This window comes from Pseudomonas putida (genome assembly GCF_028682395.1).
Lineage (GTDB): Bacteria > Pseudomonadota > Gammaproteobacteria > Pseudomonadales > Pseudomonadaceae > Aquipseudomonas > Aquipseudomonas putida_AB.
In genome coordinates this window covers 166,468-184,219 of record NZ_JANHLC010000009.1, presented here as the reverse complement: position 1 = coordinate 184,219, position 17,752 = coordinate 166,468, and the positions used below count along the sequence as shown (strand labels likewise).

The following is a 17,752-nucleotide window of genomic DNA, read 5'->3' as shown; positions in this document are numbered from 1 at the left end:
TGAAAATTCGGTGTTCGCCGCCGATCCGGCGACGCATGTTCATTCCGGTCAGTGGTTGCCATGACCGCTGATACGCTGGCCCCAGGCCTGGGCCATGGCGCACAGCTGCTGTTCGTCGAATCGGGTCAGGCGACGGTCGTCGAGCAAAGGCTTGCCGCCGACCCAAACATGCCTGACGCAGTCACGGCCGCTGGCATAGATAAGCTGCGAGACCGGGTCGTAGATCGGCTGCTGGGCCAGCCCACTCAGGTCGAAGGCGACGATATCGGCCAGCTTGCCCACTTCCAGCGAGCCGATCTCGGCTTCCAGTCCCAGGGCCCGGGCACCATTGAGGGTCGCCATGCGCAGCGCACGATGGGCATCCAGCGCCGTCGCCGAACCGGCAACCGCCTTGGCCAACAGGGCCGCAGTACGGGTCTCGCCGAGCAGGTCCAGGTCATTGTTGCTGGCGGCGCCGTCGGTGCCCACCGCAACGTTGACGCCGGCCTGCCACAGCCGCTCCACGGGGCAAAAGCCACTGGCCAGCTTCAGGTTCGATTCCGGGCAGTGAATCACGCTGCTGTTGCTTTCTACCAGCAACGCCAGGTCGTCATCGCTGATCTGGGTCATGTGTACCGCCTGGAAGCGCGGTCCGAGCAGGCCCAGGCGCGCGAGGCGGGCGAGAGGGCGTTCACCGTGGCGCTCGCACGCCTGCTGGACTTCGCCGGCGGTTTCGTGGAGATGCATATGGATCGGCGCGTCGAGTTCTTCGGCGATCACCCGGATTTTTTCCAGGTTGTCGTCAGACACCGTATAGGGCGCGTGAGGGCCGAACGCGACTTTGATGCGTGGGTGATGCTTGAGGTCGCCGAACAGCTCGATGGCCTGGCGCAGCGCCTCGTCGGCACTGGCGGCCCCGGGGATCGGAAAGTCGAGGATGGGTGCGCTGATTTGTGCACGAATACCGCTGATATGCACGCGCTCGCTGGCGATCTTCGGGAAAAAGTACATGTCACAGAAGCAGGTGATGCCGCCCTTTAGCTGCTCGGCGATGGCCAGGTCGGTGCCATCGCGGACAAAGGCTTCGTCGACCCAGCGGGCTTCGGCGGGCCAGATGTGCTTTTCCAGCCAGGTCATCAGCGGCTGGTCGTCGGCCAGGCCACGGAACAGCGTCATTGCGGCATGCCCGTGGGCATTGACCAGGCCGGGGCTGAGCAGCATGCCCGGCAGTTCCCGGACTTCCTGGCTGGCCAGTTTGAGCGCGGTGGCGCGTGGTCCGATAAAGACGATACGCCCGTCGCGGATGCCCAGCCCGTGCTCCTTGAGGACCACGCCGGCCGGTTCGACAGGCACCAGCCAGGTCGGCAGCAGGAGGAGGTCGAGCGGGGCGACGGCGGTCGGCATGGAGAGCGGTTTCCGGAGCGTGTGTAAAAGGAAGCGAAGTATACCCGAGCGTCCCGGCGGGGGGATGGCTATAATCGGCGGCTTTTGTCGTGGGGCTAGGGGTGGAACATGCGTGACCGACTGTTGGCTGCAGAAAAGGTAAAGGCCATTGAATGGCGTGATGGCACCCTGTATCTGCTCGATCAGCGCGTCCTGCCCCGCGAGGAAAACTGGCTGGCCTACACCACCGTCGCCGGTGTCGCCGAGGCCATTCGCACAATGGTGGTGCGGGGGGCGTCGGCTATCGGTATCAGCGCCGCGTATGGCGTGGTTTTGGCCGCGCGCGCGCGTATTGCCGCTGGCGGTGACTGGCAGGCCGCGCTGGAGGAGGACTTCAGCCTTCTGGCGGATGCTCGCCCGACGGCGGCCAGTCTGTGTTGGGCGCTCAATGGCATGCGTGAGCGCCTGCGCCGAATCAAGGCACCAGGCGATCCGCTGGCGGTGCTGGAAGCCGAAGCTATTGCCATCCACGACAGCGACCGTGAAGCCAATCTGACGATCGCCCAATTGGGCGTTGAAATGATCCGCAGGCACCAGGGCAATGCCCAGGCCTTCCTGACCCATGGCAATAGCGGTGCCTTGGCCTCTGGTGGTGTCGGCACGGCCCAGGGGGTGCTCCGCGCCGCGTGGCTGGAAGGAATGGTCGAGCGTGTTTACGTCGACGAAACCCGGCCCTGGTTGCAAGGAGCGCGACTGACCGCCTGGGAGCTGGCAGGTGACGGGATCCCGATGACCCTCAACACCGACGCGGCGGCAGCCCATATCCTGAAAACCAAAGGCGTGACCTGGGTGATCGTGGGGGCCGATCGTATTGCGGCCAATGGCGACGTGGCGAGCAAGATCGGCACTTATCAACTGGCGGTCAATGCCATGCACCACGGCGTGCGCTTTATGGTGGTGGCCGCGAGTTCAAGCATTGATATGAGCCTGGCCAGTGGCGAGGACATTGTGCTTGAGGAGCGTGATGGCCTTGAGTTGCTCGCGTTCGATGGCCAGGGTCCGGGTGCTGGTGTCGAGGTATTCAATCCGGTGTTCGACGTGACCCCGGCCGACCTGATTGACGTGATCGTCACCGAAAAAGGCATCGTCGAGCGTCCCGATAGCGCACGCATGACCCAATTGATGTGCCGCAAGCGTCTGCACTGATCCGGTTGTTCGGGGTGCCGAGGTGGTTTTTGCGACGTTTGGCCGCGGTGCTTTGGCTTTTAAGCGCCTCTCGTCGCGCTCTCGGCCGGTTTCGTTGGTCGCCTGTCTACTTCCTTATGGGTCTGGGGATAGGTGCGTGGCGGCGATTGTGATAACATCCGGCGGTTTCCAGGGTAGTCGCGAGCGACTGCCTTTACTGCGCAGATCCTTGGCTTAACTCGTTGATTTGTCGTAAGTCGTTGCAGGGCATCTGGCCTGTAGCGGCGAGCTTCGTTCGTCCCATATGGATGTGACGAAGTTTCACCAGAAAAAGGAATCAGGCTTCTCATGGGCGAACTGGCCAAAGAAATCCTCCCGGTCAATATCGAAGACGAGCTGAAACAGTCCTACCTCGACTACGCGATGAGCGTTATTGTCGGACGGGCACTGCCTGATGCGCGCGATGGCTTGAAGCCCGTGCACCGGCGCGTGCTGTTCGCGATGAGCGAGCTGGGTAACGATTGGAACAAGCCGTACAAGAAATCTGCCCGTGTGGTCGGTGACGTGATCGGTAAGTATCACCCGCACGGTGATACTGCGGTTTACGACACCATTGTTCGGATGGCTCAGCCATTCTCCCTGCGCTACCTGCTGGTAGACGGCCAGGGCAACTTCGGTTCGGTGGACGGCGACAACGCTGCGGCCATGCGATACACCGAAGTACGCATGACCAAGCTGGCGCACGAGCTGCTGGCCGACCTGCACAAGGAAACCGTGGACTGGGTGCCGAACTACGACGGTACCGAGATGATCCCGGCTGTCATGCCGACCAGGATCCCCAACCTGCTGGTCAACGGTTCCAGTGGTATTGCCGTGGGCATGGCGACCAATATTCCGCCGCACAACCTCGGTGAAGTCATCGACGGTTGCCTGGCGCTGATCGACAACCCCGAGCTGACCGTCGATGAGCTGATGCAGTTCATCCCCGGCCCGGACTTCCCGACTGCCGCGATCATCAACGGTCGTGCTGGCATCATCGAAGCCTATCGCACAGGGCGCGGCCGCATTTATATGCGTGCCCGCTCGATCATCGAAGATATCGACAAGGTTGGCGGCCGCCAGCAGATCGTTATCACCGAGCTGCCGTACCAGTTGAACAAGGCGCGTCTGATCGAAAAGATCGCCGAATTGGTCAAGGAGAAGAAGCTCGAAGGCATTACCGAACTGCGCGACGAGTCCGACAAGGACGGTATGCGCGTGGTTATCGAGCTGCGCCGTGGCGAAGTGCCAGAGGTGATTCTCAACAACCTCTACGCCCAAACCCAGTTGCAGAGCGTGTTCGGGATCAACATCGTTGCCCTGATCGACGGTCGCCCTCGCATCCTCAATCTCAAGGACCTGCTGGAAGCCTTCGTGCGTCACCGCCGCGAAGTCGTGACCCGCCGGACCGTGTTCGAGCTGCGCAAGGCGCGTGAGCGCGGGCATATCCTGGAAGGCCAGGCCGTGGCCCTGTCGAATATCGACCCGGTCATCGCCTTGATCAAAGCCTCGCCTACGCCATCGGAAGCCAAGGAAGCGCTGGTCAGCACGCCGTGGGAGTCGAGCGCGGTAGTGGCGATGGTCGAGCGCGCAGGCGCCGATTCGTGCCGCCCGGAAAACCTCGATCCGCAGTACGGCTTGCGTGAAGGCAAGTACTTCCTGTCGCCGGAGCAGGCCCAGGCCATTCTCGAGCTGCGCCTGCACCGCCTGACCGGTCTGGAGCATGAAAAGCTGCTGGCCGAGTACCAGGAAATTCTCAACCAGATCGGCGAGCTGATCCGCATCCTCAACAGCGCCGTGCGCCTGATGGAAGTGATCCGCGAAGAGCTGGAAGTCATTCGTGCCGAATACGGCGACGTTCGCCGCACCGAGATTCTCGATGCGCGCCTGGACCTGACCCTGGGTGACCTGATCACCGAGGAAGAGCGCGTGGTCACCATTTCCCACGGTGGCTATGCCAAGACCCAGCCGTTGGCGGCGTATCAGGCCCAACGTCGTGGCGGTAAAGGCAAGTCGGCCACTGGCGTCAAGGATGAGGACTACATTGCTCACCTGCTGGTAGCCAACAGCCACACCACGCTGCTGCTGTTCTCCAGCAAGGGCAAGGTGTACTGGCTCAAGACCTATGAAATCCCTGAAGCCTCCCGTGCTGCGCGCGGTCGGCCGCTGGTCAACCTGTTGCCGCTGGGTGAGGGTGAATACATCACCACCATGCTGCCGGTCGAGGAATACACCGAAGGTCACTTCATCTTCATGGCTACCGCTGACGGCACCGTGAAGAAGACTCCGCTGGAAGCCTTCAGCCGCCAGCGTAGCGTGGGTCTGATCGCACTGGAGCTGGACGAAGGCGACGTACTGATCAGCGCGGCCATCACCGATGGCGAGCGCGAAGTCATGCTGTTCTCCGACGCCGGCAAGGTCACGCGCTTCAAGGAATCCGACGTGCGTGCCATGGGCCGTACCGCCCGCGGTGTACGCGGCATGCGCCTGGCCGAAGGCCAGAAGCTGATTTCGATGATTATCCCGGAAGAAGGCAGCCAGATCCTTACCGCCTCCGAGCGTGGCTACGGCAAGCGCACGGCCATTACCGAGTTCCCTGAGTACAAGCGTGGCGGCCAGGGCGTTATCGCCATGGTCAGCAACGAGCGTAACGGCCGTCTGGTCGGTGCGGTTCAGGTGCTCGACGGCGAGGAAATCATGCTGATTTCCGACCAGGGCACGCTGGTGCGTACCCGGGTCGACGAAGTCTCCAGCCTGGGTCGTAACACCCAGGGCGTGACGCTGATCAAGCTGGCCAGCGACGAAACGCTGGTAGGCCTGGAGCGTGTCCAGGAGCCATCCGAAGTCGAAGGCGAGGAGCTTGAGGGAGAGTTCGAAGGTGAAGACGGTGGCGAATTCGCTGCTGACGTCGCCGACGATCAAGCCGATGCTGCGCCGGACGCTGAAGAAACGCAGGACCAATGAAACGTAGAACCCTGTAGGGGCGGGCTGGCCCGCGATCCAGCACTCGATGCTCGCCTGGCGGGCATCGAGTGTCATGCCAAGGAGTCATGAGAAAGGCCGGCAGTGCCTTTTATCGTGAGCCCGCTCGCTCCTGCAGACGTGTGTACTCCCAATGCATAGCGAGAGTGGATGTGAGCAAACGAGCCTATAACTTCTGCGCGGGTCCCGCTGCGCTGCCTGAAGCTGTCCTGTTGCGTGCCCAGTCGGAGTTGCTGGACTGGCATGGCAAGGGCCTTTCGGTCATGGAAATGAGCCATCGCAGTGATGAGTTCGTGTCCATCGCGACCAAGGCCGAGCAGGATCTGCGTGATCTGCTGGATATCCCCTCGAACTATAAAGTGCTGTTTCTGCAAGGCGGCGCCAGCCAGCAATTTGCCCAGATTCCGCTGAACCTGCTGCCCGAAAGCGGCAAGGCCGACTATATCGACACCGGTATCTGGTCGCAGAAAGCCATTGAAGAGGCCTCGCGTTTCGGCACCGTCAATGTCGCTGCCAGCGCCAAGCCTTACGACTATTTCGCCATTCCCGGCCAGAACGAATGGACGCTCTCCAAGGACGCGGCCTATGTGCACTACGCGCCGAACGAGACCATTGGCGGCCTGGAATTCAACTGGATCCCGGAAACCGGCGACGTACCGCTGGTCGCGGACATGTCTTCGGACATCCTGTCGCGTCCGGTGGATATCTCCCGTTTCGGCATGATCTACGCCGGTGCCCAGAAGAACATCGGCCCGAGCGGAATCCTGGTCAACATCATTCGCGAAGACCTGCTCGGGCGTGCCCGTTCGATCTGCCCGACCATGCTCGACTATAAGGTCGCGGCCGATAACGGCTCCATGTACAACACGCCGCCAACCCTGGCCTGGTATCTGTCCGGCCTGGTGTTCGAGTGGCTGAAGGAGCAGGGCGGCGTCGAGGCCATTGGCAAGCTCAATGAAGTCAAGCAGCGCACGCTGTATGACTTTATCGATGCGAGCGGCCTGTACAGCAACCCGATCAACAAATCCGATCGCTCGTGGATGAACGTGCCGTTCCGTCTGGCCGATGATCGCCTGGATAAGCCGTTCCTCGTGGGTGCCGAAGCCCGTGGGCTGCTCAACCTCAAAGGCCATCGCTCGGTTGGCGGCATGCGTGCATCCATCTATAACGCCGTCGATATCAACGCAGTCAATGCGTTGGTGGCGTACATGGCAGAGTTCGAGAAGGAACACGGCTAATGTCCGAACAAGAGCTCAAGGCGCTGCGCCTGCGCATCGACAGCCTCGATGAGAAGGTGCTCGAGCTGATCAGCGAGCGCGCACGCTGTGCCCAGGAAGTCGCGCGGGTCAAGATGGCCTCGCTGGCGGAGGGCGAGGTTCCGGTGTTCTATCGCCCCGAGCGTGAGGCACAGGTGCTCAAGCGTGTCATGGAGCGTAACCAGGGGCCGCTAGGCAACGAAGAGATGGCGCGGTTGTTTCGCGAGATCATGTCTTCCTGCCTGGCCCTGGAACAGCCGCTGAAAGTGGCGTATCTGGGCCCTGAAGGGACCTTTACCCAGGCCGCGGCGATGAAGCATTTTGGCCATGCGGTGATCAGCAAGCCGATGGCGGCGATCGACGAAGTGTTCCGCGAAGTGGCGGCCGGAGCGGTGAACTTTGGCGTGGTGCCGGTGGAGAACTCCACCGAAGGTGCGGTCAACCATACCCTCGACAGCTTCCTTGAGCACGATATGGTGATCTGCGGTGAAGTCGAGCTGCGCATTCACCACCACCTGCTGGTGGGTGAGAACACCAAGACCGACAGCATCAGCCGGATCTATTCCCACGCCCAGTCGCTGGCACAGTGCCGCAAGTGGCTCGACGCACATTACCCCAACGTTGAGCGTATTGCGGTTTCCAGCAATGCCGAAGCGGCGAAGCGGGTCAAAGGTGAGTGGAATTCGGCGGCGATTGCCGGTGATATGGCGGCGGGCCTCTATGGGCTGACGCGTCTGGCCGAGAAAATCGAGGATCGCCCGGACAACTCCACACGCTTCCTGATGATCGGTAACCAGGAAGTGCCGCCAACCGGCGATGACAAGACCTCGATCATCGTCTCCATGAGCAACAAGCCGGGTGCGTTGCATGAGTTGCTGGTGCCTTTTCATGATAATGGCATCGACCTGACGAGGATTGAGACGCGACCTTCGCGTAGCGGTAAATGGACCTACGTGTTCTTTATCGATTTCGTGGGGCATCACCGCGACCCGCTGGTCAAAGGCGTGCTCGAAAAAATCAGTCAGGAAGCGGTGGCACTCAAGGTGCTGGGTTCCTATCCGAAAGCGGTTCTCTAAAGGCGTTAACAATGAGCGGCGACTTCCTCGCCCTGGCACAGCCGGGCGTGCAACAACTTTCGCCTTACGTTCCAGGCAAGCCTGTGGACGAACTGGCACGCGAGCTGGACCTGGATCCGGCCAATATCGTCAAGCTGGCCAGTAACGAAAACCCATTGGGTGCCGGTCCCAAGGCGTTGGCGGCGATTCGCGAAGCCGTGGGCGAGCTGACCCGCTATCCCGATGGCAACGGTTTTGCGCTGAAAAGCCTGCTGGCCGAGCGCTGTGGCGTTGAAATCGATCAGGTCACCCTGGGTAATGGTTCCAACGATATTCTCGAGCTGGTCGCTCGTGCTTATCTCGCTCCGGGCCTGAATGCGGTGTTTAGCGAGCATGCCTTTGCCGTCTATCCAATCGTGACCCAGGCCGTGGGCGCCGAAGCGCGTGTGGTGCCGGCCAAGGATTGGGGGCACGACTTGCCCGCGATGCTGCAGGTCATCGACGCCAATACCCGTGTGGTGTTTATCGCCAACCCGAATAATCCGACCGGTACCTGGTTCGGTGCCGAAGCGCTGAGCGATTTCCTTCAGGACGTACCCGCCCATGTGTTGGTGGTGCTCGACGAGGCGTATATCGAATATGCCGAAGGTGACGACCTGCCGGATGGCCTGGATTTTCTTGCCGCCTATCCAAACCTGCTGGTGTCGCGCACGTTTTCAAAGGCCTATGGCCTGGCGGCGCTGCGCGTAGGCTACGGCTTGTCGACCGCCGTGGTGGCCGACGTCCTGAACCGTGTGCGGCAGCCCTTCAACGTCAACAGCCTGGCGTTGGCTGCGGCTTGTGCCGCGTTGCAGGATACCGAGTACCTGGAGCAGAGCCGTCGCTTGAACGAAGCCGGCATGCAGCAGTTGCAGGAGGGTGCGCGCGCCCTGGGGTTGAGCTGGATTGCGTCCAAGGGCAACTTTATCGCCATCGACCTGGGGCGCTTGGCGGCGCCGGTGTTCCAGGGGTTGTTGCGTGAGGGCGTGATTGTGCGTCCGGTGGCCAATTACGGCATGCCGAACCACTTGCGTATCACCATCGGCCTGCCTGCGGAAAACGCGCGCTTCCTGGAGGCGCTGGCCAAGGTTCTGGCTCGTGGTTGATGTCATGCCGGTGCAACCTGTTGCGCCTATGATCGGCCGCTTGGTGGTGGTCGGTCTGGGGTTGATCGGCGGGTCCTTTGCCAAGGGCTTGCGTGAAAGCGGTCTGTGCCGCGAAGTGGTGGGTGTCGATCTCGATCCGCAGTCGCGCGCGCTGGCAGTGGAGTTGGGCGTGGTCGACCGTTGCGAGGATGATCTTGCGGCGGCCTGTAAAGGTGCGGACGTTATCCAGCTGGCGGTGCCCATTCTGGCCATGGAGAAACTGCTCGGCTTGTTGGCGGGCATGGACCTGGGCTCGGCGGTGTTGACCGATGTCGGCAGTGCCAAAGGTAATGTGGTGCGGGCCGCGCGCCAGGTGTTTGGTGGCATGCCGACACGCTTCGTGCCGGGTCATCCGATTGCCGGTTCCGAGCAGAGCGGGGTAGAAGCGTCGAATGCGCAGCTATTCCGTCGGCACAAGGTCATTCTGACGCCGCTGGCCGAAACGGACCCGGCGGCGCTGGCCCTGGTCGACAGTTTGTGGAGTGCGTTGGGGGCGAGTGTCGAGCATATGCAGGTCGAGCGCCACGATGAAGTGCTGGCGGCGACCAGTCATTTGCCGCATCTGCTGGCGTTCGGCCTGGTCGACTCGCTGGCCAAGCGCAGTGAAAACCTGGACATCTTCCGTTACGCTGCGGGCGGTTTCCGCGATTTCACGAGAATCGCCGGCAGCGACCCAGTGATGTGGCACGACATCTTCCTCGCCAATCGCGAAGCTGTTTTGCGCACACTCGATACATTTCGCAGCGATCTCGACGCTTTACGCGACGCGGTCGATGCAGGGGATGGGCACCAACTGTTGGGCGTCTTTACGCGCGCCCGGGTTGCCCGCGAGCATTTCAGTAAAATCCTGGCCCGTCGGGCCTATGTGGACGCTATGAACGCCAATGATCTGATTTTCCTGGGTACTCCTGGTGGCCGTCTGAGTGGACGGATTCGTGTGCCAGGTGACAAGTCGATTTCCCACCGTTCGATCATGCTCGGCTCCCTGGCCGAGGGCACTACCGAGGTCGAAGGGTTCCTGGAGGGTGAAGACGCCCTGGCGACGCTGCAGGCCTTTCGCGACATGGGGGTGGTGATCGAGGGGCCGCACCATGGCCGCGTGACCATCCATGGTGTCGGCCTGCATGGTTTGAAAGCGCCGCCAGGCCCGATCTACCTGGGTAATTCGGGTACGTCGATGCGCCTGCTGTCCGGCCTGCTGGCGGCGCAGAGCTTTGATACCACGTTGACCGGCGATGCATCGCTGACCAAGCGTCCGATGAATCGCGTGGCCAACCCGTTGCGTGAAATGGGCGCTGTGATCGAGACGGCAGCCGAAGGGCGCCCGCCGATGACCATTCGCGGTGGGCACAAGCTCAAAGGCTTGAACTACAGCATGCCGATGGCCAGTGCCCAGGTTAAGTCCTGCCTGCTGCTGGCGGGTCTCTATGCCGAGGGGCGGACCACGGTCACCGAGCCTGCGCCAACCCGTGACCATACCGAGCGTATGCTGCGTGGCTTCGGCTATCCGGTGACGGTTGAGGGCGCTACGGCGACCGTTGAGTCCGGCCACAAGCTGGTCGCGACGCATATCGAGGTTCCGGGGGATATCTCCTCTTCGGCGTTCTTCCTGGTGGCCGCCTCTATTGCCGAGGGCTCCGAGCTGGTGCTCGAGCATGTCGGTATTAACCCGACGCGTACTGGCGTGATCGATATCCTGCGCTTGATGGGTGCTGATATCAGCCTGGAAAACCAGCGTGAAGTGGGCGGCGAGCCGGTGGCCGACCTGCGTGTGCGGGCGGCCAAGCTCAAAGGCATCGAAATTCCTGAAGAGCTGGTGCCCCTGGCGATCGATGAGTTTCCGGTGCTGTTCGTGGCGGCCGCGTGCGCCGAAGGGCGGACAATACTGCGCGGTGCCGAAGAGCTGCGCGTCAAGGAATCCGACCGGATTCAGGTCATGGCTGATGGCTTGCTGGCACTTGGGGTCAAGTGCGAGCCGACCCCGGACGGCATCATTATCGATGGCGGCCCGATTGGCGGGGGTGAAGTGCATGGTCATGGCGACCATCGAATCTCCATGGCCTTCAGTGTTGCCTCTCTGCGGGCAACTGCGCCGATCCGTATTCACGATTGCGCCAACGTCGCGACCTCCTTCCCGAACTTCCTGGCGTTGTGCGCACAGACGGGTATTCGTGTCGCGCAAGAGGTTCAGTCGTGAGTCCGCAGGCGCCCGTCATCACGATCGATGGGCCTAGCGGTTCGGGTAAGGGCACGATTGCTGGCTTGCTGGCACATCGCTTGGGTTGGTCTTTGCTGGATTCCGGTGCCTTGTATCGGTTGCTGGCATTCGCTGCGCGCAACCATGGCGTCGACCTGACAAATGAAGAGTCGCTGAAGTTGCTTGCGGCACATCTTGATGTGCAATTCGTCGGCGCAACACCGGGGCAGGCGCCGCGGATCATCCTTGAGGGCGATGATGTCACTCAGGATATCCGTAATGAAACGGTCGGGGCCTGGGCTTCCCAGGTCGCGGCTTTGCCGGCGGTTCGCGAGGCGCTGTTGCAGCGCCAGCGGGCTTTTCAGGAGGCGCCAGGACTCGTGGCCGATGGTCGGGACATGGGGACGGTGGTCTTTCCCGATGCACCGCTGAAGGTTTTTCTGACCGCCAGCGCCGAGGAGCGTGCCCGTCGCCGCTACTTGCAGTTGAAGGCCAAGGGCGATGATGTTAGTCTGTCGAGTCTGCTAGATGAGATACGTGTGCGTGATGAGCGCGACACCCAGCGAGCGGTAGCCCCGCTCAAGCCGGCGGCTGACGCCATACAGCTGGATTCCACGGAATTGTCCATCGAGCAGGTGTTGGAACGCATCATGAGCGAGATCGCCATCCGCGACATCGCCTGATGACCAAGGAAGTGTGCGGGGGACCAGTCATAGTCCCGCGCACTTTCTTTTATATGAACGTAACCCTCACCGTCTGGGGTGTGGCAGATGGGCGTATTCTTCGCCCTTATCAACAGGAATTAAAATGAGCGAAAGCTTTGCGGAACTCTTTGAAGAAAGCCTAAAGACCCTGAATCTTCAGGCTGGTTCGATCATCACCGGCGTTATCGTTGATATCGATTACCAAGCTCGCTGGGTTACTGTTCACGCCGGTTTGAAGTCTGAAGCTTTGATCCCGCTGGAGCAGTTCTACAACGATGCTGGCGAACTGAACATCAACGTCGGTGACGAAGTTCACGTGGCGCTGGATTCGGTTGAAGATGGCTTTGGTGAAACCAAGCTGTCCCGTGAAAAAGCCAAGCGCGCTGAATGCTGGATTGTTCTGGAAGCAGCCTTCGCAGCTGAGGAAGTGGTCAAGGGCGTTATCAACGGTAAGGTTAAAGGCGGCTTCACAGTCGACGTTAACGGCATCCGTGCGTTCCTGCCAGGTTCCCTGGTTGACGTCCGTCCAGTGCGCGACACCACGCACCTGGAAGGCAAAGAGCTCGAGTTCAAGGTCATCAAGCTCGACCAGAAACGCAACAACGTTGTCGTTTCCCGCCGTAGCGTCCTCGAAGCCGAGAACTCCGCTGAGCGTGAAGCTCTGCTGGAATCCCTGCAGGAAGGTCAGCAAGTCAAAGGTATCGTCAAAAACCTCACCGATTACGGCGCATTCGTCGATCTGGGTGGCGTCGATGGCCTGCTGCACATTACCGACATGGCTTGGAAGCGCATCAAGCATCCTTCCGAAATCGTCAACGTTGGCGACGAGATCGATGTCAAGGTTCTGAAGTACGATCGCGAGCGCAATCGTGTTTCCCTGGGCCTGAAGCAACTGGGCGAAGATCCATGGGTTGCTATCAAAGCCCGTTACCCAGAAAGCACTCGCGTTACCGCTCGTGTAACCAACCTGACCGACTACGGCTGCTTTGCTGAGCTGGAAGAAGGCGTTGAAGGTCTGGTACACGTTTCCGAAATGGACTGGACCAACAAGAACATCCACCCTTCGAAAGTCGTACAAGTCGGCGACGAAGTGGAAGTTATGGTTCTGGACATCGACGAAGAGCGTCGTCGTATCTCCCTGGGCATCAAGCAGTGCAAATCTAACCCATGGGAAGATTTCTCTGGCCAGTTCAACAAGGGCGATAAAATCTCCGGCACCATCAAGTCGATCACCGATTTCGGTATCTTCATTGGTCTGGACGGCGGCATCGACGGTCTGGTTCACCTGTCCGACATCTCCTGGAACGAAGTGGGCGAAGAAGCCGTGCGTCGTTTCAAGAAGGGCGACGAGCTGGACACCGTTATCCTGTCGGTTGACCCAGAGCGCGAGCGTATCTCCCTGGGTATCAAGCAGCTGGAAAGCGATCCGTTCTCCGAGTACGTCTCGGTTAACGACAAAGGCGCCATCGTTAAGGGTGTTGTAAAAGAAGTTGACGCCAAAGGCGCCATCATCACCCTGGCCGACGATATCGAAGCGACCCTGAAAGCCTCCGAAATCAGCCGTGACCGCGTTGAAGACGCGCGCAACGTTCTGAAAGAAGGCGAAGAAGTAGAAGCCAAGATCATCAGCGTTGATCGTAAGAGCCGCGTGATTCAGCTGTCCATCAAGTCGAAGGACGTTGAAGACGAGAAAGAAGCCATCCAAAGCCTGCGCGACAAGCCAGTAGCTACGGATGCTCCAGTAGCCACCACTCTGGGTGACCTGCTGCGTGCTGCACAAGCGGAAAAACAGAACTAAGTTCTGATTGACCGTAAAAAGAGGGCGACTTAGGTCGCCCTTTTTTGTGCCTGTGTGTTTTTCAAGGTCTGCTGCTAGTACAGTGAAAAGGCCCAGTTAGACTGCGGGCCGTGCGGTGCTCGCTATGGTGCATTTGGCAGCGAAGTTTGCAGAATTTTGTCATGGGGTTGATCTGCCCACATAAGTCAATATATAAGCTGTTCAAATCCTCTTGACCATGCTAAAACCTTTGGAGCACTGATCTAGCTGCTTGAAAAAGAAGGGAAAAATATGACGAAGTCGGAGTTGATCGAACGAATTGTCACCCATCAAGGGCTACTCTCATCCAAGGATGTCGAGTTGGCCATCAAGACTATGCTTGAGCAAATGTCCCAGTGCCTGGCAACTGGAGACCGTATTGAAATTCGCGGGTTTGGTAGCTTCTCGCTGCACTATCGTGCGCCCCGTGTAGGACGTAATCCCAAGACTGGCCAGTCCGTTAGTCTGGATGGAAAGTTTGTTCCCCATTTCAAGCCCGGCAAAGAATTGCGCGATCGGGTGAATGAGGACGAAGAAGATGACGTCTGAGCTTTGAGGGATTGATTGATGCGTAATCTTTCTAGGATCGTGTTTGGCGTTTTTGTCTTGGCGATTCTTTTAGTGACTCTGGTCTTTATTCTGGAGAACCAGCAGCCGACCTCCATGATGTTCCTGGGGTGGGCGACACCTCCGCTCCCATTATCCGTATTTGTGGTCGCCGCATTGCTGCTCGGTCTGATCATTGCACCGGCCCTGGCTTGGTTGGTCACTCGTCGAGCGCGTCGGTAAGCTGTTCGTTCAATCAGCAGGCAGCAGGGGCCTGAGTGGGGGTTGATGATCTGCGTTGAGTCAATCGTATCGAACGATTGGCGTAGCCGCTGGCGGTAGGGTTAAAGCCCCTGCGCTTTAGGCTTATTGGCGTAGCGGTCTATCGGTACATATCCGGTAACTTCACGCTTTTTGACAGTATGCTTGGATGGCCTAGGTTTGAAAGACAGCTTTGGAAAGCTGTTTTCATTCAATCAAGGAGCGTCCCCGATGCGTATAGCCATAATCCCTTCTCTTGTTTTTTTCCTGCTGAGCTCTATCTCTGTTGCGGCCTATGCAGTACCTGCGAGCAAGGCTGGCGATCCGAGTCTTTCGGCCAATGTTTCCGAGCAAGCATTAGCTGATGTGCAGGTCGACAAGGTCAATATCAATACGGCTGATGCACTGGCTCTTCAGAAGGCACTGTTGGGTGTGGGCGCAGCAAAGGCTCAGGCTATTGTTGCTCATCGCGAGGAGTTTGGTGCCTTTGCCTCGGTCGATGAACTGCTTGAGGTGAAAGGTATCGGTAAGTCTATTCTTGAGCAGAACAGGCTCCGTCTTGCAACGGAGTAAGTTTCTTCTGTCCTTTCTGTGGGCCGGTCAATGACCGGCCTTTTTCAATTCTGTCTTCAGATACCGGCGTGTCGTACTTAATATATTGATCGCCAGGTCCTGGTCTTTGGCGCTGCGTGACAAAATCAGTGCTCCGACCAAGGTAGCCAGGATGACAAGGCTTTTCGTGCTGTCCTTTGGTCCCAGTACCTCCGATATTTGCTCAAGACGAGTGTTGATGATGTTGTCAGTAATTGCGCAGGGTGTGCGACGTTGGCCTAGCTCGCAGGACATCGTCGTGAGTGGGCAACCCTGTTCGGGTGTTGAACGGTGCCATTCCGAGAGGTAACTATCGATGAAGGTCGGTAAGGGCTCTGAGCCGCTGAACAAATCCTCGCAGTGGCTGTTCAGTTCGTCGGCTGCTTCCTGCAGGGCTCTTTCAACCAGCTCATTCTTGGACCTGAAATGGGCATAAAAGCCGCCATGGGTCAGCCCCAGGGCCCTCATCAATGGTTGCAGGCCCGTTGCTCCGATGCCGTCACGTCTAAAGCGAGAAGCTGCCTCCTTGATGATGCGCTGGTGAGTTCGGGCTTTATGTTCTTGTGAATAGCGCATGAGGGCCTCCAATGGCAATGCCCTCATGTTACCCAGGCAAAAGTTAAATGCCGGTTGTCATTTATTCCTTGCCAAGTAACTTTGCGATATTTCATACAAGAGGCTTCCCCTTTTATCCGTAGGTAAAATCCATGTTTGGCGTAGGTCATGCCCATGAAGAATACCCATGTAAAAATCCCCTCGATCCTAGGTGGATGAGGGGATTGGGGGGGGTTAGCGGTCTTTAGCTTCCTTGGCATCCATTTGCGCGTTGCGCTCATGGATGCGCTTGAGCTGCTCTTCGGTGAGCGGGAGTTTTTTGGCCGTGTCGCGCAGCATCATCAGGCCTCCGACGATCGAACCGATAGCGATCGCCATAATCAGCCAGGCATACCAGGGCATAGGGCTCTCCTTGAAATGGCAGGCGCCGGGCAAAGGATTTGCTTCGGCTACCTACCTACCACTTAGAGTCAATATCATCTCTGGGTTTCAATTATAGGTCCCTTCTGCCCGAATAGCCTTATAGACCTGTCAGCATCGCATCGACGGGGGCCGCCGCGCGCAAACGCGCCGTGAGGGAGAAGTAGACAAAGCCGGCGGCAATGAAGCCAAGGAAAATCAATCCGATCAGGCCGTTGAACCAGATCATCGCAGCCAGGCACACCACGGCCAATAGCAGTGCAATTGCCGGGACAAACGGGTATCCCGGGGCACGGAAGGTACGTTCCAGCAGCGGTTCACTCTGCCGCAGCTTGAACAGGCTGAGCATGCTCATGATGTACATCACGATTGCGCCAAACACGGCCATGGTAATCATCGCGGCAGTCAGGCTCATCCCTCCCAGGTTGATCAGGCCATCGCTGTAGATGGCTGCGATGCCAATCAGGCCGCCAGCGATGATTGCCCGGTGGGGTGTCTGGTAGCGTGACAGTTTGGCCAGGGAGGCTGGCAGGTAGCCGGCGCGCGCGAGGGCGAAGAACTGGCGAGAGTAGCCAAGAATAATCCCGTGAAAGCTGGCGACCAGACCAAACAAGCCGATCCAGACCAGCATGTGCAGCCAGCCGGAGCTTTCGCCAACCACGGCTTTCATGGCTTGAGGCAATGGGTCGTTGATATTTGATAGGGTACGCCAATCCCCCACGCCGCCCGCGAAGAACATGACGCCCATGGCCAGCAGTACAAGGGTGAGGATTCCGCTGATATAGGCCTTGGGGATCGTCCGCTTGGGGTCTTTGGCCTCTTCGGCCGCCATGGCCGCACCCTCGATGGCGAGAAAGAACCAGATGGCGAAGGGGATGGCCGCGAACATGCCGGCAATGGCTGGTGCGCCAAAGGTGTCCGCGCCGGCCCAACCATTCAGGGCAAAGTTGCTGAAGCTGAAGGCAGGCGCGACCACGCCCATAAATACCAGCAGTTCACCCACCGCGAGTACGCAGACGATCAGCTCAAAGGTGGCGGCCAGTTTTACGCCAAGTATGTTCAGGCCCATAAATACGATATAGGCGCCGACGGCGGCGTGCTTGGGGTCGAGCGCCGGAAATTGCACATTCAAGTAGGCACCAATGGCCAAGGCAATCGCCGGTGGAGCGAAGACAAATTCGATCAGTGTTGCCAGCCCGGCAATGAGCCCGCCTTTTTCGCCAAATGCCCTACGGCTGTAGGCGAATGGCCCGCCGGCATGAGGAATCGCTGTGGTCAGCTCGGTGAAACTGAAAATAAAGCAGCTGTACATGGTCGCGACCATGATTGAGGTCACCAGAAACCCCAGGGTTCCGGCCACGCCCCAGCCGTAGCTCCAGCCGAAGTACTCGCCGGAAATGACCAGGCCCACGGCAATGCCCCACAGGTGCAGCGTACCCAGGGTGGGTTTGAGTTGCGTATTCATGACGGACGACTCCCTAGCCATTTGAGGAAAGCTCGCCGGTGGGGCTGCAGCGGGCGTGCCAGTACGTGCACAGAGGTCGTAAAAGGCGCAAAAGGGGTCGTGGCGAGGATATTTTGTCGTTCTGCGACAACGAC

General features: G+C 59.3%; 15 protein-coding genes. 11 read left to right on the top strand and 4 right to left on the bottom strand.

The window, feature by feature from the left end; all coding sequences use genetic code 11:
- Positions 1–48: 48 nt before the first annotated feature.
- The gene (locus NPS46_RS20260) at positions 49–1,383 is read right to left on the bottom strand and encodes a TRZ/ATZ family hydrolase (RefSeq protein WP_274110281.1); all 1,335 of its coding nucleotides are present in this window, start codon (positions 1,381–1,383) and stop codon (positions 49–51) included.
- Between the two features lie 108 nt (positions 1,384–1,491).
- On the opposite strand from NPS46_RS20260, the gene mtnA reads away from it, so the two are divergent.
- The 11 genes from mtnA (at position 1,492) to NPS46_RS20205 (ending at position 15,160) form a co-directional block, all read left to right on the top strand.
- Positions 1,492–2,568, top strand: coding sequence for an S-methyl-5-thioribose-1-phosphate isomerase (gene mtnA / locus NPS46_RS20255; RefSeq protein ID WP_274110280.1), 1,077 nt, complete (start codon positions 1,492–1,494; stop codon positions 2,566–2,568).
- Positions 2,569–2,895: 327 nt separating this feature from the next.
- Positions 2,896–5,550, top strand: a complete 2,655-nt coding sequence (gene gyrA, locus NPS46_RS20250; RefSeq protein ID WP_274110278.1) for a DNA gyrase subunit A — start codon at positions 2,896–2,898, stop codon at positions 5,548–5,550.
- A 170-nt stretch (positions 5,551–5,720) separates the two neighbouring features.
- Positions 5,721–6,806 (top strand): 3-phosphoserine/phosphohydroxythreonine transaminase, encoded by a 1,086-nt coding sequence (serC, locus tag NPS46_RS20245; RefSeq protein ID WP_274110276.1) that lies wholly within the window; start codon positions 5,721–5,723, stop codon positions 6,804–6,806.
- Positions 6,806–7,900 carry a prephenate dehydratase gene (gene pheA, locus NPS46_RS20240; RefSeq protein ID WP_274110274.1) on the top strand — a complete coding sequence of 365 codons (1,095 nt, stop codon included), beginning with the start codon at positions 6,806–6,808 and terminating at the stop codon, positions 7,898–7,900. The genes serC and pheA overlap by 1 nt, the downstream gene beginning before the upstream one ends.
- 11 nt (positions 7,901–7,911) lie before the next feature.
- On the top strand, positions 7,912–9,024 hold the full coding sequence (hisC, locus tag NPS46_RS20235) for a histidinol-phosphate transaminase (RefSeq protein WP_274110273.1): 1,113 nt from the start codon (positions 7,912–7,914) through the stop codon (positions 9,022–9,024).
- A gap of 28 nt (positions 9,025–9,052) precedes the next feature.
- The gene (locus tag NPS46_RS20230) at positions 9,053–11,260 is read left to right on the top strand and encodes a bifunctional prephenate dehydrogenase/3-phosphoshikimate 1-carboxyvinyltransferase (RefSeq protein WP_274110449.1); all 2,208 of its coding nucleotides are present in this window, start codon (positions 9,053–9,055) and stop codon (positions 11,258–11,260) included.
- On the top strand, positions 11,257–11,943 hold the full coding sequence (gene cmk / locus NPS46_RS20225; protein WP_274110270.1) for a (d)CMP kinase: 687 nt from the start codon (positions 11,257–11,259) through the stop codon (positions 11,941–11,943). The genes NPS46_RS20230 and cmk overlap by 4 nt, the downstream gene beginning before the upstream one ends.
- A 124-nt stretch (positions 11,944–12,067) precedes the next feature.
- Positions 12,068–13,762 (top strand): 30S ribosomal protein S1, encoded by a 1,695-nt coding sequence (gene rpsA, locus NPS46_RS20220; protein WP_274110268.1) that lies wholly within the window; start codon positions 12,068–12,070, stop codon positions 13,760–13,762.
- 270 nt (positions 13,763–14,032) lie between these two features.
- The gene (ihfB, locus tag NPS46_RS20215; protein WP_048731065.1) at positions 14,033–14,329 is read left to right on the top strand and encodes an integration host factor subunit beta; all 297 of its coding nucleotides are present in this window, start codon (positions 14,033–14,035) and stop codon (positions 14,327–14,329) included.
- 18 nt (positions 14,330–14,347) lie between these two features.
- On the top strand, positions 14,348–14,569 hold the full coding sequence (locus tag NPS46_RS20210; protein ID WP_274110265.1) for a DUF1049 domain-containing protein: 222 nt from the start codon (positions 14,348–14,350) through the stop codon (positions 14,567–14,569).
- Positions 14,570–14,818: 249 nt separating this feature from the next.
- A complete protein-coding gene (locus NPS46_RS20205) occupies positions 14,819–15,160 on the top strand; it encodes a ComEA family DNA-binding protein (RefSeq protein WP_274110263.1) in 342 nt (113 codons plus the stop codon).
- 27 nt (positions 15,161–15,187) lie between these two features.
- On the opposite strand, the gene NPS46_RS20200 is transcribed toward NPS46_RS20205, so the two are convergent.
- The 3 genes from NPS46_RS20200 to eat all read right to left on the bottom strand — a co-directional run bounded on the left by NPS46_RS20200 (position 15,188) and on the right by eat (position 17,618).
- Positions 15,188–15,754 (bottom strand): TetR/AcrR family transcriptional regulator, encoded by a 567-nt coding sequence (locus NPS46_RS20200; RefSeq protein WP_274110261.1) that lies wholly within the window; start codon positions 15,752–15,754, stop codon positions 15,188–15,190.
- 213 nt (positions 15,755–15,967) lie between these two features.
- Positions 15,968–16,135: a DUF2897 family protein gene (locus tag NPS46_RS20195; RefSeq protein WP_274110259.1), complete on the bottom strand. Its 168-nt coding sequence runs from the start codon at positions 16,133–16,135 to the stop codon at positions 15,968–15,970.
- 118 nt (positions 16,136–16,253) lie between these two features.
- Positions 16,254–17,618: an ethanolamine permease gene (eat, locus tag NPS46_RS20190; RefSeq protein ID WP_274110257.1), complete on the bottom strand. Its 1,365-nt coding sequence runs from the start codon at positions 17,616–17,618 to the stop codon at positions 16,254–16,256.
- Positions 17,619–17,752: the final 134 nt, after the last annotated feature.